This is a genomic window from Tenggerimyces flavus, from assembly GCF_016907715.1.
In the GTDB taxonomy this organism is placed as follows: Bacteria; Actinomycetota; Actinomycetes; order Propionibacteriales; family Actinopolymorphaceae; genus Tenggerimyces; species Tenggerimyces flavus.
Genome location: NZ_JAFBCM010000001.1, coordinates 7,832,483 through 7,848,595, shown reverse-complemented (window position 1 = coordinate 7,848,595; position 16,113 = coordinate 7,832,483). Strand labels below are relative to the sequence as shown.

Annotated in this window: 14 protein-coding genes; 8 read left to right on the top strand and 6 right to left on the bottom strand. The window is 69.2% G+C overall.

All coding sequences use genetic code 11. The features are described 5' to 3' along the window. Window positions 1-13: 13 nt before the first annotated feature. On the top strand, window positions 14-820 hold the full coding sequence (locus JOD67_RS36525) for a biotin--[acetyl-CoA-carboxylase] ligase (protein WP_205122227.1): 807 nt from the start codon (window positions 14-16) through the stop codon (window positions 818-820). 57 nt (window positions 821-877) lie between these two features. Next, entirely contained in the window at window positions 878-1,420 is a 543-nt protein-coding gene (locus tag JOD67_RS36520) for a PH domain-containing protein (protein WP_205122226.1), read from the top strand. On the opposite strand, the gene JOD67_RS36515 is transcribed toward JOD67_RS36520, so the two are convergent. Continuing rightward, complete coding sequence (locus tag JOD67_RS36515) at window positions 1,417-2,052, bottom strand: TetR/AcrR family transcriptional regulator (RefSeq protein WP_205122225.1); 636 nt, start codon at window positions 2,050-2,052, stop codon at window positions 1,417-1,419. The genes JOD67_RS36520 and JOD67_RS36515 overlap by 4 nt on opposite strands. Window positions 2,053-2,154: 102 nt before the next feature. On the opposite strand from JOD67_RS36515, the gene JOD67_RS36510 reads away from it, so the two are divergent. Further along, window positions 2,155-3,348, top strand: coding sequence for a cytochrome P450 (locus tag JOD67_RS36510; RefSeq protein WP_205122224.1), 1,194 nt, complete (start codon window positions 2,155-2,157; stop codon window positions 3,346-3,348). A 241-nt stretch (window positions 3,349-3,589) separates the two neighbouring features. Here JOD67_RS36510 and JOD67_RS36505 read toward each other — a convergent pair whose 3' ends face one another. Both JOD67_RS36505 and JOD67_RS36500 read right to left on the bottom strand, forming a co-directional pair. Next, window positions 3,590-4,282 carry a DUF7669 domain-containing protein gene (locus tag JOD67_RS36505; protein WP_205122223.1) on the bottom strand — a complete coding sequence of 231 codons (693 nt, stop codon included), beginning with the start codon at window positions 4,280-4,282 and terminating at the stop codon, window positions 3,590-3,592. A gap of 27 nt (window positions 4,283-4,309) precedes the next feature. Beyond that, the gene (locus JOD67_RS36500) at window positions 4,310-5,590 is read right to left on the bottom strand and encodes an alpha-L-fucosidase (RefSeq protein ID WP_205122222.1); all 1,281 of its coding nucleotides are present in this window, start codon (window positions 5,588-5,590) and stop codon (window positions 4,310-4,312) included. A gap of 275 nt (window positions 5,591-5,865) precedes the next feature. Between JOD67_RS36500 and JOD67_RS36495 the strand changes: the two genes are divergently transcribed. The 5 genes from JOD67_RS36495 (at window position 5,866) to JOD67_RS36475 (ending at window position 12,595) form a co-directional block, all read left to right on the top strand. Beyond that, complete coding sequence (locus JOD67_RS36495; RefSeq protein WP_205122221.1) at window positions 5,866-6,783, top strand: hypothetical protein; 918 nt, start codon at window positions 5,866-5,868, stop codon at window positions 6,781-6,783. Beyond that, entirely contained in the window at window positions 6,783-8,558 is a 1,776-nt protein-coding gene (locus JOD67_RS36490; protein ID WP_205122220.1) for a GMC family oxidoreductase N-terminal domain-containing protein, read from the top strand. Before JOD67_RS36495 ends, JOD67_RS36490 begins: the two co-directional genes overlap by 1 nt. A gap of 40 nt (window positions 8,559-8,598) precedes the next feature. Then, window positions 8,599-10,224 (top strand): LuxR C-terminal-related transcriptional regulator, encoded by a 1,626-nt coding sequence (locus JOD67_RS42270; protein ID WP_307782678.1) that lies wholly within the window; start codon window positions 8,599-8,601, stop codon window positions 10,222-10,224. 77 nt (window positions 10,225-10,301) lie between these two features. Then, the gene (locus JOD67_RS36480) at window positions 10,302-11,570 is read left to right on the top strand and encodes a flavin-containing monooxygenase (protein WP_205122219.1); all 1,269 of its coding nucleotides are present in this window, start codon (window positions 10,302-10,304) and stop codon (window positions 11,568-11,570) included. 98 nt (window positions 11,571-11,668) lie between these two features. Further along, window positions 11,669-12,595 (top strand): hydroxymethylglutaryl-CoA lyase, encoded by a 927-nt coding sequence (locus JOD67_RS36475; protein WP_205122218.1) that lies wholly within the window; start codon window positions 11,669-11,671, stop codon window positions 12,593-12,595. Here JOD67_RS36475 and JOD67_RS36470 read toward each other — a convergent pair. Genes JOD67_RS36470 through JOD67_RS36460 form a run of 3 tightly spaced genes read right to left on the bottom strand, consistent with a single transcriptional unit; the run spans window position 12,592 to window position 15,991 of the window. After that, window positions 12,592-13,143: a COG4315 family predicted lipoprotein gene (locus JOD67_RS36470; protein WP_275577221.1), complete on the bottom strand. Its 552-nt coding sequence runs from the start codon at window positions 13,141-13,143 to the stop codon at window positions 12,592-12,594. The two genes, JOD67_RS36475 and JOD67_RS36470, sit on opposite strands and share 4 nt — an antisense overlap. A 32-nt stretch (window positions 13,144-13,175) precedes the next feature. Then, window positions 13,176-15,479, bottom strand: coding sequence for a hypothetical protein (locus JOD67_RS36465; RefSeq protein WP_205122216.1), 2,304 nt, complete (start codon window positions 15,477-15,479; stop codon window positions 13,176-13,178). After that, entirely contained in the window at window positions 15,476-15,991 is a 516-nt protein-coding gene (locus JOD67_RS36460) for a SigE family RNA polymerase sigma factor (protein ID WP_205122215.1), read from the bottom strand. Before JOD67_RS36460 ends, JOD67_RS36465 begins: the two co-directional genes overlap by 4 nt. Window positions 15,992-16,113: the final 122 nt, after the last annotated feature.

Here is a 16,113-nt window from a genome sequence, read left to right as displayed (position 1 = left end):
CTAGCCTGAGATCGTGACTGGCTCGCCATTCCTCGATCTGGACCGTCCGCCGCTGCGCGAGGCGGCGCTGCGGCGGGCTTTGGTGCGGCCGGACGGGTTCGTCACCGACCTGCGGGTCGTCGCGAGCACCGGGTCGACGAACGCCGACCTCGGCGCGCTCGCCCGGGAGGGCGCGCCGGCCGGGACCGTGCTCGTCGCCGAGCACCAGACCAGCGGCCGGGGTCGGTTGGATCGCACCTGGACCACGCCGCCGCGGTCGGCGCTCACGTTCTCCGTCCTGCTCAGGCCCAGCGACGTTCCGCCTCGGCGGTGGCCGTGGCTCCCGTTGCTCGTCGGCTGCGCCGTGGTCGAGGCGATCAAGCAGACCACCCAGCTCGAGGCCAGGCTCAAGTGGCCGAATGACGTTCTGCTCGCCGACAAGAAGCTCGCCGGCATCCTGGTCGAGCGGAACGAGGACGCCGCGATCGTCGGGATCGGGCTGAACGTGTCCACCCGCCCGGACGAGCTGCCGACCGACACCGCCACGTCACTCACCGCCGAGGGTGCCGACGGGGACCGCGATCCGCTGCTGCGCGCGATCCTGCGTACGCTCGGCTCGCTCGTCGACGCCTGGCAGGACGTTTCGGGCGATCCGGACGGTTTGCGGGAGTCGTACAAGACGCGGTGCGCCACGTTGGGACGCCGGGTACGGATCCTGCTGCCCGATCGGATCGTCGAAGGCATGGCGACCGACGTCGACACCGACGGCCGGCTCGTCGTCCAGCCGGACGACGGGGAAGCACAGCCTTTCGGCGCGGGCGACGTGGTACACGTGCGGTGAGCCAGGCCGCTCCGGCATGATCGAGCCAACACAGCACAGGGGACGAAGGAGCACGTGATGGGGATCTCGGCGAAACTCCTCGGCGAGGACGAACACATCGTCGCCTCGGTGCGCACGCACTGGAAGAAGCTGATCAGCCCGGTGCTCGTGCTGATCTTCACCGTCGGCATCGCCGCGTTCGTCGCCGCGATCCTGCCGGAGAACCCCAACCAGCAGTGGTTCCGGATCGGCATCGTCGCGGTCGCGGCGATCATCGTGATCGTCTGGTCGATCTGGCCGTTCCTGCAGTGGCTCACCTCGACGTACACCGTCACCAGCCGCCGGCTCATCACGCGGCACGGGGTGATCACGCGGACCGGGCGGGACATCCCGCTGACGCGGATCAACGACGTGTCGTACGAACGCAGCCTCACCGACCGGATGCTCGGCTGCGGCACGCTGGTGATCGAGTCCGCGTCGCAGAGCGGCCGGGTCGTGCTGCCGGACGTGCCGAACGTCGAGCGCGTGCACGTGAAGATCTCCGAGCTGCTGTTCACGATCGCGGGCGGCCGCGAAGAGGACGAGAACCCGCCGGCCAAGCAGGTCCCGCCGCCGGCTTAGTTCTTGGTCGGCGCGTCGATCGTCGCGCGCACACCCGCGATCGCGATCTGCAGACCGCGGCGGGCCGCCGCCCACACCTCGTCGAGCGGGTCGCCGCGCTGCAGGGTCAGCAACACGGGAGCCTGAGCGGCGCCGAAGAACGCGGCGACCGCGGACGCGGCCATGATCTCGTCGAGGCGTTCGGGGAACGCCTTGTGGAGTGCCTCGGCCAGCTCGCGTTGCGCTTCGTACGACACGTGCAGGGCTCTCGCCTGCAGTGTGGGCACGTGCAGGATCAGTCGGGTCCGGATCGGGGCGAGCTCGAGGGTCATGCCCGCCTCGGGGGAGGCGACCCAGGCCACCGAGCGTTCGGCCAGTCGGATCAGCACGTCGGCGACGCCCTCGTCGGGGTGCCGGTCCGCGATCACGGCGAGCGCCATCCGCATGCGGTCCTCGGTGTCCGCGAACAGGACGTCGTCCTTCGCGCGGAAGTAGTTGAAGAACGTCTTCGTCGAGACGTCCGCCGCCGCTGCGATTTCCGCGACCGTGGTCCGCTCGTACCCCTGCTGGTCGAACAGCCTGAGCGCGGCGTCGACGAGGGCGCGGCGCGTCCGTACCTTCTTCCGCTCGCGGTGGCTGAGCTCCTCCTGCATGAGACGTAGATTACAGCAAAGGAAAATTTACACTCATTGTAAATTCATCTGGATCGGTGCGAGGATCGCAGCACGAAGGCGCCTACGAGGGAGCGCACGCTGATGGCTCAGACCCAGACCCAGTCCCTTCCGATCGACCGCAGCGGGCCGTTCGACCCGCCCGACGCGCTGGAGGCGTTTCGTGCGGCCGGGCCGATCAGTCCGCTGCACTTCCCGAACGGCCATGTCGGGTGGCTCGTCACGAACCACGGCCTGGCGCGCCAGGTGCTCGCGGATCCCCGCTTCAGCGCTCGCCAGGAGCTCCGGCACTTCCCGCTGCCGGTGGCGCGCGCCACCGAGCCGGTCCCGCCGGCGCCGCCGGGCATGTTCATCCGGATGGACGAGCCGATCCACGGGCGGTACCGGCGGCTGCTCACCGGGCAGTTCACCGTGCGGCGGATGAACCAGCTGACGCCGCGGATCCAGCAGATCACCGACGACCGGCTCGAGGAGATGGCGCTGGCCGGGCCGCCGGTCGATCTGGTGCAGGCGTTCGCTTTGCCGATCCCGTCGCTGGTGATCTGCGAGCTGCTCGGGGTGCCGTACGCGGAACGGGAGCAGTTCCAGCACACGACCTCGAAGATCGTGCGGCTGGACTCGACGGTCCAAGAGCTCACGGCATCGATGGCGGAGCTGAACGCGTACCTCGACGAGCTCATCTCGCGCAAGCGCGGCAAGCCGTCCGACGACATGCTGTCGGGGCTGATCGAGAGCGGCGAGCTCTCCCAGGAGGAGTTGCGGAACATGGCCTTGCTGCTGCTCGCGGCCGGGCACGAGACGACGGCGAACATGCTGTCGCTGGGCACGTTCGCACTGCTGCAGCACCCGGATCAGCTTGCTGTGTTGACGTCTGAGCCAGACGTGATCGAGAACGCGGTCGAGGAGCTGTTGCGGTACCTGAGCATCATCCACATCGGTCCGACGCGCGCGGCCCTGGAGGACGTGGAGCTGGGCGGGGTGCAGGTGAAGGAGGGCGACACGGTCGTGATCTCGACGCCGGTGACGAACCGCGATCCGGAGCACTTCGCGAGTCCGGAGACGCTGGACCTGCACCACGTGGTGTCCGGGCATCTGGCCTTCGGGCACGGCGTGCACCAGTGCTTGGGGCAGCAGCTGGCCCGGATCGAGATGCGGGTGGGCTACGCCAGCCTGTTCCGGCGTTTTCCGACGCTCAGGTTGGCGATCCCGGCGAACGAGGTGCCGCTGAAGACGGACATGGCCATCTACGGAGTGCACAAGCTGCCCGTGACCTGGTGACCCGCTGCGGCCTGAGTGTGGGTCGGGGGCACCCCAGTCCGAACCTATGGGACGTGGGTGCCCCTCACCCCCACTGTCGCCGCCGCCTGAGTGTGGGTCGGGGGCACCCCAGTCCGAACCTATGGGACGTGGGTGCCCCTCACCCCCACTGTCGCCGCCACCTGAGTGTGGGTCGGGGGCACCCCAGTCCGAACCTATGGGACCAGGGCGCCCCCGACCCAAGCAGACCAGCGCGCAGCGGCTACGGGGCGAGCCGGTAGACGCCGTGCTCGAGGCGCTCGAAGTCGTCGTACGTGACGGCCGCGTGATCGGGGGCATTGAGGCACATGTGGGAGGTGACCATCGTCCGGATGGTCGCCTCCGCATAGCTGGTGCCGGCATCCTGCAGCTCCCGGACCACCTCGACCGGACTGAACGTTTGCTGGCCCGAGCGAGCGAGAATCCGCGTCACTGCCGCCAGAATCTCCCGCCTCGCCCCATCTCGCGCCGAAGCCCGCCTGGCGAGTCGGTCGACACAGTAGACCGAGAGTCGTAGTTCGTCGTCGACCCGCAAGGCGACGAGCTGCGCCGCCAGCTCCGACTCGACGAGCTGGCCGGCGGCCTCGACGGAGACGAAGAGGCGAGCCGCATCGAGAGGTACGGCGGCCAGCCGGCTGAGGCGCGGTCCCAGCGACGGGGGCTCGCGGAGGTACTCGAACTCGATCAGCGCGATCGGCGGTTCGCTCACGACCAGGTCGATCCGCGCTCCATCGAGCGACGGGTGCGGCCACTCGACGCGCAGGCCGGCGGGGTCCGCGCCCTCGGCGACGAGGGCTCGGGCGGTGGCGAAGCGGACGGTGTCCTCGGTGAGGAGGCCGCCGAGGCCTGAGCGGCGATGGTGGCGTAGTTCGTCGGCCACCCGCTGCCAGGTCCTCGGCGACTCCCAGGGCTCCACGTTCGGATCGTAAGGTGTAAGGCACGCCTAGTTGAGGAAGATCTCCACCACCGGCACCAGCTGGTTCGGGCGCTGGATGGGGAGCTCCAGCGTCACCGTTCCGTCCGGGATGCCCTTCAGCGACGTGTTGTGGTGGACCTCCTCCTCGGTCACCTCGCGGAAGTGGATCTCCGACGCGTCGTGCAGGAACTGCGCGTACTTGATCCGCCCCGCCAGCCCCGGCAGGTGCAGGTGGCGGAAGGGCCAGTTCAGGATTTGCAGGTACAGGCGGTCGCCGCGCTGGGTGTAGCGAGTGTCCGAAGGCGCGGTGAACGATGAAGGCCCGGCGCCGTAGATCGAGCGGCCGTTGCGGCGCGTCCAGCGGCCGATCTCCGCCAGCGTCGACAAAGCCCGCTCGTCGAACTCGCCGCGGCCGGTCGGACCCACGTTCAGCAGCAGGTTGCCGTCCTTCGACACCGAGTCCACCAGCATGTTCACCAGCAGCTCCGGCGACTTCCAGTCCAGGTTGTCGCGGTCGTATCCCCAACTACCGTTGAGAGTCTGGCACGCCTCCCACGGCACCTCCTGCCCGTCGATCGTCGGGTGGGCGAACGGCTGGTACTGCTCCGGCGTCGTGAAGTCACCCGGGTAGTCCAGCCGGTTGTTGATCAGAACGCCAGGCTGCAGCTTCCGCACGAGCGAGACCAGCGCCTCCGAGTCCCAGTCGTCCCGCCCCTTGCCCGGGAAGCCGTGCGTCTCGCGCCCCGGGTACGAGAAGTCGAACCACATCACGTCCAGATCGCCGTACCGCGTCAGCAGCTCCTCGACCTGGCCGTGCAGGTACGTCCGGTACGCGGAGAAGTCGCGGCCCTTCGCGCTCTCCCGCCACGCCGCGTCCTCGATCTGCGGGTGGATCCCGTCCGGCGTGAACGACTTGTGGTGCCAGTCGATCAGCGAGTAGTAGAAGCCGACCCCGAGACCCTCCGCACGGAACGCGTCGACGAACGGGCGCACGAGGTCGCGGCCCGCGGGCGTGTTCGTCGCCTTGTAGTCCGTCAGATCGGAGTCGAACAGGCAGAAACCCTCGTGGTGCTTGCTGGTCAGCACCGAGTACTTCATCCCCGCGTCGCGCGCCGCCTGTGCCCAGACGGCCGGGTCGTACAGGTCGGGATCGAAGTGGTCGAAGTACGGCTGGTACTGCTCGTCGGTCAGCTGCTCCCGCTTCTTCACCCACTCGTGCCGTGCGGGCAGCGCGTACAGGCCCCAGTGGACGAACAGGCCGAACCGCCGCTCGCGGAGCAGGTCCAGGGACTCCTGTGGTGCTGGCATGCGAACTCCCACCCTTCAGGCGCACTGAATACATCAGATGTCTAGCAGGGTCGGCTGCAGCTGAGCAAGGACGAGAACCGACCAGATCAGGCGGCCAAGACGGCGATTCGTCGGAGCAATCGATAAATTAGGCATCCCTTACTTATAAGGAGATTCCGCGAAATACCCCTCCCAGTCCTAGTGAATGCGACAGGTCGGGCGTATGGTCGCCGCACTACACCCACGGAGCGTCGTCGTTCGACTTCGGCGCGTTCTTACCTTCCAGGACGGAACGCATGGCTAAGCACTCCATGACGCGTCGCATCTTCCTCGCCCGGGTAGGCGTCCTCGGAGCCGCCGTCGGCTCGGGGATCCTCGTCCCGGCCACGGCCCACGCCGGCTCGGCCGGCCCTATCTCGTTCGCCCGGAACGACCCCGCTGGGCTGCCCGGCCTGGAGGACCTGGTCGAGCTGCTCCGGCCCTTGCTCGCCGAGCTCTCCAGGGACACGTTGAACGGGCTCACCACGTTCGTCGTCCCCGGCCGGGACGCCTACTCCCGCGCCCAGGGCACGCCGCGGAACGAGCCCGGCGCGCTCGACGCGAAGGCGACCGACTTCATGATCGAGTCGCTCGACAACTTCGTCCCGTTCCCGCAACAGCTCGCGCAACCCATGGCGGCCGCGCTGACGACCGCCCTCTCCGACCTCGGCATCGACCTGCCCGGACCGCTCGACGACCTGCTTCCCGGACAGGTCAAGGATCTCGACGACGCGCTCCGGGTCCTGCTGGAGAACGACGCCACGATCCCGCTGTCGCTGGTCATCGCGCTGCTGCTGAATCTCGTTGCCACCCAGGTGAATCCGCTCTCGGTGCACGGCGCGTTCGTGTCGCCGTTCGCGCGCCTGAGCTTCGAGGAGAAGGCCAAGGCGTTCGAGCTGATGGAACGTACGGACTCCGACCTCGTCGCGCTGCTCGACACCCAGCTGCCCGAACCGCTGCGCGGATCCGTGTCCGGGCTGCTCAAGTTCGTCGCCGGCGCGCTGATCGAGTTCGCGGGCTTCGGCGCGTTCACCGAGTACGCCGTGTTCGACCCGCGGACGAAGAAGCTGCGCGGCACGCCCGTGGGCTGGCGACTCAGCAAGTTCGACGGCGTCGCCGACGGCTGGAACGAACTCAAGGGCTACTACCAGGGGCGAACGAAGGTGGAGGACTGATGCGCGACGTGATCGTCGTCGGCGCCGGCGGTGGCGGACCGGTCGTCGCCAAGGAGCTCGCCGCCCGCGGCCTCGATGTCCTGGTGCTCGAGGCCGGTCCGCGGCACGCCAAGCCGCGGGAGGAGTGGACGCACTTCGAGAACGACGCCAACAACCCGCTGTCCGGGTTCTTCCGCTTCGGCCCGGAGAACCGCGACAAGCCGGCCTGGTTCCGCGAATGGGCGCAGAACTCGTTCCTCTGGCAGCTGTCCGGCGTCGGCGGAACCACCCAGCACTACTACGGAAACTGCCCGCGCGCGTACCCCGGCGTGTTCGCCGGCTACGACGGCGCGGACAAGGCGGCGTACGACACCAAGCACCTGTTCCCGTTCAGCTACGACGAGCTCGTCCCGTACTACGAGTGGGTCGAGGCGACGCTGCCCGTGCAGACGGCGGCGATGGGAACGAAGGAAGAGGTCTACTTCGGCGGCTGCGAGACGCTCGGAATCCCCGTACAGACGAGGAAGACGACGACCGGCGCCTCGTATCGCCCGCAGGAGAACGCGATCCTGCAGCCCGGCGGCAACGCGGGCAAGACCAGTGACCCGAACCTGCTGCAGTACCCGAAGGCGACTGGCTGCACGTTCTGCGGTTCCTGCTTCCAGGGCTGCATGGAGCCGATCAACGCGCCGCGGAACCGGTTCGCGAAGCGGTCGACGGACAACAGCTACGTGCCGATGGCGATCACCGCCGACGTGTGGGCCGGCGGCGGCAAGCGCGCGACGTTGGTCACCGACGCGTTCGTCACGCGCGTCCACACCTCGCAGGGCAATGGCGAGCCGGTCGCGACGGGTGTGACGTGGCGCGACAACGCCACCGGCGACGAGCACCGCGAGGACGCGCGGGTCGTCGTGCTCGCGGGCGGGTGTACGGAGACGCCGCGGCTGTGGCTGAACAGCGGGCTGCCGAACCCGAACGACTGGGTCGGACGCGGCTACACCGACCACTTCTTCGACTGGGTGATCGGCTCGTTCGACGACTACACCGGCAACTCCAAGGGCGTCGGCTCGTCGGCGCGCTGCGACTTCCCGGGCTACGGCGGCCTGGAGAACGTGGGTCTGCCGCCGGCGATCCAGGCGTTCTCGGCGCTGCTGTCCGACAGCGGCATCCGCGGCCAGTACACCAACGGGCGTGGGATGTTGGGGCCGTGGGACGGTCCGGCGGGACGTCCGATGGGGCCGGAGCTGAAGGAGCTGCTCGCGGGCGGGATCGACAATCTGCTGAACGTTCTGGTGATCACCGACGACCACGTCGAGGCGCAGAACCGCGTGACCCGTTCGGTGTTGCCGGCGGACGCGAACGGGCCGGTGGCGAAGGTGCAGTTCCACCAGCGGCAGCGGTCGGCGAAGACGTTGGCGAACCGCGAGTACCTCGCGCGCAAGGCGGCAGAGCTGCTGCGCGGAGCGGGCGCGAAGAAGGTCTACCGGATCGACTGGGCGCCGCTGATCCTGCACGTGCAGTCGTCGATGCGGATGGGTCAGTCCGCGGCGACGTCGGTCCTGGACTCGTCGGCCGAGGCGCGCTGGGTGAAGCGGCTGTTCGTGGCCGACAACTCCGCGCTGGCGAACGGCCTCGGTGGCCCGAATCCGACCCTCACCGCGCAGGCCGTGGCGACCCGGACGTCGGAGAAGATCTTCCAGCGCTACTTCGACGGCGACCCCTGGGTGACGAACGAGTCGCCGGTGGAGTCGACGGACTCGCGGGTCAGCATGGAGCTCAGCAAGCTGGGCCTGTAGCGGCCAAGCGGGGCGCGGTGGGCGCGTACGATGCACAGGCGTGCAGCCCGAACGGGACCGGGGACGGGACGCCTACGCCAGGAAGGCGTGGGCTGATGCGTACGCGCACCTCGCGGCCGCTGATGCGGACCGCGAGGAGCCGTTGGAGCCCGCTGACCTCGAGCTGCTCGCTGCCTCCGCGTACCTGACCGGCCGCGACGTCGAGTGCGTCGAGCTCTGGGCGCGTACGTACAACGCCCTGCTCGAACGCGGCGAGTCGATTCGGGCCGCCCGCAACGCGTTCTGGCTCTGCATCCACCTGATGCTCCGCGGGCAGCCCGGCCGGAGCGGCGGCTGGCTGGCGCGGGCGCAGCGCCTCGTCGACGCGGGCGAGACCGACTGTCCCGAACGCGGCTACCTGCTGGTCCCCGTCACCCTGGTCACCCTGGACGACGACCCGGCAACGGCCCTGGAGCTGGCGCGCGACGCCACGGCCTGCGGCGACCGATTTGAAGACGCCGACCTCAGCGCGTTCGGGCTCACGCTGCAGGGCCAGGCGCTCGTCGGCCTCGGGCAGGTCGCCGAGGGCGTCGCCCGGCTCGACGAGGCGATGGTCGCCGTGACGTCGGGCGAGGTGTCGGAGCTGGTCGCGGGGATCCTGTTCTGCGCGGTGATCGAGACCTGCCGGCTCACGTTCGACCTGCGGCGGGCACGGGAGTGGACGTCCGCGCTGACCAGCTGGTGCGACGCGCAGCCCGATCTCGTTCCGTACCGCGGCCAGTGCCTCGTCCACCGCGCCGAGATCCTCACCTTGCACGGCGCGTGGGCGGAGGCGCTCGACGAGACGCAGCGGGCGTGTGCCGCGTATGGCCAGTCGAGCGAGCAGCCGGCGATGGGTGCGGCGTACTACCAGCTCGGCGAGCTGCACCGGCTGCGCGGCGACGACGCGGCGGCGGAGGAGGCGTACCGGCAGTCCAGTCGGCTCAGCCGGCTGCCGCAGCCGGGGCACGCGCTGCTCCGGCTCGCGCAGGGCAAGACGGGGGCGGCGGCCGCGGCGATCCGGCGTGCCGTCGACGAGACCCGCGAACGTAGTCAGCGAGCCGAGCTCCTCGCCGCGCAGGTCGAGATTCTCCTTGCTGGCAAGGACGTTCGCGCCGCCCGTGCTGCGGCGGACGAGCTGGTGGCGATCGCTGGTGAGCTCGACGCGCCGCTCCTCGTCGCGGCCTCCCGGCAGGCCGACGGTGCCGTACGGTTGGCCGAGGGCTCTCCGCAGGTGGCCCTGGTGCTGCTGCGCTCGGCGTGGAACGCGTGGCAGGAGCTCGAGGTGCCGTACGAAACGGCCCGGCTGCGCGTGCTCATCGGCCTGGCGTGCCGCGCGCTCGGCGACGAGGACAGCGCGCGGATGGAGTTCGACGCGGCGGGCTGGATCTTCGCCGAGCTGGGTGCGGTGCCGGACGTGGCCCGGGTGGAGTCGCTGGTGCCCGGGACCGTTCGAGGGCTGACAGCACGGGAGGTCGAGGTGGTGCGGCTCGTCGCCACCGGCCGGACGAACCGCGAGATCGCCGCGGAGCTCTACCTGAGCGAGAAGACCGTGGCCCGGCACCTGAGCAACATCTTCGCCAAGCTGGACAGGTCGTCGCGTTCGGCGGTCACAGCGTACGCGTACGAGAACGGCCTGCTTGCATAGTTCTACCCATGCTCGCCCGGCCGGCATGGGTGTTCTCTTCGAAGCCAGCGCCTCGTGTCGCGGCCTAACTTCGGCGCATGGACACTCGACACGAGATCGACACCCTGGTCATCGGTGGTGGGCAGGCCGGGCTCTCGACCAGCTACTGGCTGAGTGAGGCCGGCGTGGAGCACCTCGTCGTGGACGGCCGCGACGCCGTCGGCGGTGCTTGGCTGGATCGGTGGGACAGCTTCCGGCTGGTCGCGCCGAACTACATCATCCTGCTGCCGGGGATGCCGTACGACGGTCCCGATCCGGACGGTTTCGGCACTCGGGCGGAGATCATCCAGTACCTGCGGGACTACGCGGCCAAGATCGACGCGCCGCTGCGGCTCGGGACGCGGGTCTCGCGGTTGGTGGCTTCGGGCGACGGGCGGTTCGAGGCGTTCGCCGATGGCGTGACTTTCGTTGCCCGCAACGTGGTTCTGGCGACGGGCGGGCATGCGGTGCCGCACGTTCCGTCCATCGCATCGGGGCTGGACGGCTCGGTCACGCAACTGCACTCTCAGGTGTACCAGCGGCCCGGCCAACTGCCGGCCGGTGGGGTGCTGGTCGTCGGTACGGGACAGTCGGGGGCGCAGCTCGCCGAGGAGTTGCACGCGGCGGGGCGCGAGGTGCATCTCGCGGTGTCCCGGTGCCCGAGCATCCCGCGGCGGTATCGGGGCAAGGACCTCATCTACTGGCTGTTGAACGTGTACCTGCACGGCGACGAGGTGGGCGTGCCGTTCCCGACAGTTGCCGATCTGCCCACGCCTGCCGCCCGGTTCGGCTGCATTCCGCACGTCAGTGGGCAGGACGGCGGGCACGACCTCGACCTGCGCGACTTCGCGCGGCGCGGGATGCGGCTGTACGGGCAGCTGGAGTCGGTCGAGGGTGGGGTCGCGCGGTTCAGCGACGACCTGGGGGAGCGGTTGGCGATGGTGGACTCGGGCTTCGACGACGAGTTCCGGCCGCTGTTCGACGCGTACATCGCCGCGGCGGGGATCGACGCGCCCGCGGACGATCGGCCGCCGAAGTCCCTGTACGTGCCGGAGACGTCGGCGTCGCTCGACCTCGCCGCGGCGGGCGTCCGCACGGTGCTGTGGGCGACGGGGTACCGGCTGGACTTCAGCTGGGTGGAGCTGCCGGTGATGGACGAATGGGGCTACCCGCTGCACGACCGCGGCGTGGTCATCCACCCGGGGCTGTACGCGGTCGGCCTGCCGTGGCTGCACACCGAGGCCTCATCCGCCCTCGCTGGCGTGGGAGATGACGCCGAACACATCGTCCGCCACCTCGTCTCCCGCCGATCGGAGCCTGCCCCGTGATCATGAACGTGATCATGAAGCCAAACTGGTCGTATACGACGGGTTCGCCTTCATGATCACGTTCATGATCACCGCGAGGGGCGGTTACGCTCAGCGGTATGACGATGTTGCGGTTGCCGAGTGAGGTGTCCGTCCGGGAGGTCGGGCCGCGGGACGGGTTGCAGAACGAGCCGCCCGTGCCTACGGAGGGGAAGGTCGCGCTGATCGACGGTCTCTCGCAGACCGGCGTGAAGCGGATCGAGGCGGTCAGCTTCGTGCATCCCAAGGCGATCCCGCAGATGGGCGATGCCGACGAGGTGTGGGCGAAGATCGCAAAGAACCCGGACGTTCGCTACTCCGCGCTGGTGCCGAACTCGCGCGGCGCGGAGCGGGCTCTCGCCGCTGGGTTCCGCGAGATCGAGGTCGTGGTCAGCGCATCGGACACGCACAACCGCAAGAACGTCAACCGTTCGACCGAGGAGTCCCTCGAGGACATCAAAGCGATCATCGCCCTTGCCCACAAGGAGAACGCGACCGTCGAGGTTGTCGTGTCCACCTCCTGGGGCTGTCCGTACGAGGGGGACATCGCCGTCGATCGGGTCCTCGACGTCGCCTCCCGGGCGCTGGAGTCCGGAGCCGACGCGCTGACGTACGGCGACACCACGGGCATGGCGACGCCGACGCGGGTCGAGGCGCTCGTCACAGGGACGCAAGGCCGGATGCCGGATGTCTATCTTGGCTTGCACTTCCACAACACGCGCGGGACCGGGCTGGCGAATGTCCTTACGGCGTTGCAACTTGGCGTCACGAACTTCGACGCCAGCGTCGGTGGGCTCGGCGGGTGTCCGTACGCGCCGGGGGCGAGCGGCAACATCGCGACCGAGGAACTCGTGCATCTGCTCGAGGACATGGGCGTCGCGACCGGGATCGATCTCGAACGCCTGTTGCTCGTCGCCGCGGAGGCCGAGAAGCTCGTGGGCCACGAGCTCCCGTCCCAAGTGCTCCGTGCCGGTCCGCGGACCCGGACGACCCCGCTCGACGCCTAGTAGCCGTACTCGTAGCCTCCGTCGGACGAAGCGGAGCTCGAGGGCGCCGGTGTTCCGGAGGAGTCGCCGCCGGCGGCGGGGCCGTTCGACGTCATCGCGATCCACACGAAGTGCGTACCCATGAAGTCGTCCTCGAAGCCGTTGCCCTTGGCCGTTCCCGCGCCCTTGTCGTTGGAGAACATGTACAGCGGCCGGTTGTCAATCGTGACTTGCAGCTTGCCGTCGGGCCGCTTGACCGACCCGATCTTTCCGGTGATTCCCTCAACGCTGGAAGGAAGATCCGCGCCCGCCTCCAACGGCGGCCAGAACTCCGCGCACTCGTCGACGCACTTGATCGACCCGTCCTTCTCGGCGTCCGTCACGTAGAGCGTCATGCCCATCTGGTCCGCCAGGACGGTTCCAACGCCCTGGACGGTGCGGATGCCGATCGGCGAATTCCCTGGTGGGGCTGCCGTTTCGGCTTGTCCGCCACATGCTGCGAGTAGGAGGAGGGCCGCGGTCGAGGTTGCCAACGAGGCGGCCCACCGTCTGGTGTTGAACTTTCCCATGCCCTCTTACACGGATGGCGCACGCCACCAGTTCACCCGAGCAGCTGGTCGAGCTGAGCGAGCAGCTCCGGGCTGGCCGCGCCCGCCGCGTACTTGCCCTGCACGATCGCGCAGTCACCCCGCCCGATCGCGATCAGGTAGTTGCCGCGACCGGCGTCGCCGAACGCGAGCACGTCGACCGGGTCCGCAGGGGCGATCTCGCACTCCACCAGGGCATCCATCGAGTCGTTGACCAGCGTACGGAACGCCTCGGCCTTCGCCTTCGGGATCGGCACCTGCCTGGTCTGCGCCGCGGAGGTCGAGTGCCGGCAGGCCAGCGCCTCGGCCACGAAGTTGGGAACGAACATGTCCGTGAACGGGCGGAAGCTCTCGTACGACAGGAACTGCGGCCAGGCTTGGTCGTTCGTGGCCCACACGGGCTTGCCGCAGTCGGCGCCGGACGCGTGCTCAGGGGGATTGGCGAGGCGCTGGTCCTCGGCGAGCAGGCGGAACGTCTCGTTGATCGCACGCGCGCCGACTCGGTGGCGGCCATCGGACTCGACGTCGCCGCAGCCGTAGTTCGCGAGCTTGACCACCCGTGTGTGGCCGTCGGGGTAGGTGAGCACGAGGTCGTACGCCGGACCGTAGTCGTCGGTGCACACCTGGTCCTTGCCTGGGACCGCCAGCGCGTTCAGCTTGTCGACGAGCCCGGGCAAGCCCGAACGAATCGGGAAGCTGGCGAGCTGGTCGGTCGGAGTGTCCTCGGCCCGGCCCGGGCAGAGCCTGGCCTCGATGGCGCCCTTCTCGACGAGCTCGCCCGGCGGGCCGGGGTTCGTCGACAGCTTCGGTCCGCCGGACGGCGGCGGGCAGCCTTGGTTCACGGACGGATCGCCGACCAGCTGGGTGAAGAGGTCGTCGATGTCCCGCGCGCCCGCGCGGTACTCCTCGCCAGACTTGGCGATGCCGCAGCCGAACCCCTCGAACGTCACCACGGTCTTGGATCCGTCCGGGTAGCCGAGGTACAGGTCGTACGTCGCCCCGAGATCGTCGCGGCAGGCGCCGACGGGGTTCACTGCCGTGAGCTGGTTGAGCTCGTCGACGAGTTGGTCGACGCCGGTCGTCGCGACCTTGCCGACGATCAGCGAGTCCAGCGCGACGTTCACCAACGCCCCGCAGATCAGCGCGGTCGTCGCGCCGGGGCGGACGAACTCGCCGGTGCCGGTGTTCTTCGGCGTACCCACGCCGCCCGACGGCCCTGGGCAGGTCTCAGTGCCGCTGGGTGCCGGGTTCTGCTGCTTGACCAGCGTCCGGAAGAGCTCCGCGATCCCTGGTCCACCTTGCCGGAACTCCGAGCCGGACCGCGCGTACTGGCATCCGCGCATCTCGAACGTGACGACCTTCGTCGACCCGTCCGGGTACGCGAGGAGCAGGTCGAACATCGGCCCCAGGTCCTGGTTGCAGGCGAAGTTGGGCTGGACAGCGGGGAGCCCGTTGACCTTCGTCACCAGCTGATCCACACCCGTTCGGAGGACGGGAGCCAGGTCGGCTGGGTCGGGCTCGACGTAGAGCTTGTCACTCTTGTCCAGCGCCGGGCAGAGCCGCGCGACGACCGCGCCGGTCGGCACCAACGGTCCGTCCCCTGTCGGCTTCGCCTCGCCCACGCCGCCGGAGGGCGGCTGGCAGGCAAGGGCGTTCGGCTTGTCCTGCTTCTTGGCCAGCTCGGAGAACTGTTCGTGCAGCTTGCCGGCGTCCATCCGGAACTCGGCGCCGGACTTCGCGACGCCGCAGCCGTACGCGTTGAACGACACCGTGACCTTCTTGCCGTCGCCGTAGACGAGCAGCAGGTCGTACGACGGGCCCATGTCCATCGTGCAGAACGCGGCGGGGTTGAACGCGGGAAGCTTGTTGAGGGTCGCGACCAGCTGGTCGACGTTCGCATGCAGGCGGAGGTCCAGAAGTGCTTGGTCGGGCTTGACGTTCGACTGCGGGTCGTCCTTCAGCGCGGGGCAGAGGCGGGCGGCGAGCGCTCCGTCGCGGACGAACGGCTTACCGGTGGTTGCCTTCGGCTCCTGGGGGCCACCCGAGGGTGGCGCGCAGGTCAGGTCGAGCTCGTCGGCCTTGGGTTCGTTCGCGACGACCGTTCTGCCGTTCCGGCCGTCGCCGCCGCCCTGGTTCGCCCACGCGAAGCCGCCGATCGCGGCGAGCAGAACGACGGCGCTGGTGATGCCGGCGATGGTGCCCGTACGGCGGTGGCGCACGCGGCGCGCGACTTCGTCGTACCTGCCCGGGTTGTCGGTCAGGCCGTCGGTGGCGCGTCGCAGCGCACCCCGCAGCCCTCGCTCGATGTCCTCGCTCATCGCTCCTCCTCGACCAGCCCGGCCACGATCTCGGAAGCTCGCAGTCGTGCCAGCGCGCGTGCTGTCTGGCTCTTGACGGTGCCCACCGTGATCGTCAGCAGCTCCGCGGTCTCCGCCTCCGTGCGATCCTCGAAGAACCGCAGGACGACGACCGCGCGCTGGCCGGCCGGCAGCGTCGCGAGCGCACGGAGCAACGTCGTTCGTTCCTCCACGCCGCGGTACGCGTCGGCCGCCTCGCGGTCCGGCGGCTCCGCCGTCGGCACCTCGGCGCGCCAGCGCCGCTGCCACCAGCTCGCATAGGTGGTGTAGAGGACGCGTCGTACGTACGCCTCCCCGGTCCCTTCGCGATTGACCCTCGCCCAGTGCCGCCAGGTCTTGGCCAGCGCTGTCTGGAGGAGGTCCTCGGCTTTCCCAGCGTCTCCGGTGAGCAGGAACGCCGAGCGCAACAACGCCGCCGAGCGCCCCGCCACGAAATCGCGGAACGAGACGTCCGCGGTGTCCTCTCCGCCCATTGCGTCCCTCCGCTCGTTGTAACCCGCTGGACGCCTCAGGTGGTTGTCGGGTTGTCGCATTGAACGTTCAGTTTCTTTCGGACGGTGAGCCTAGTGCCGTGATCTTGGGCGGGATCTTGGGC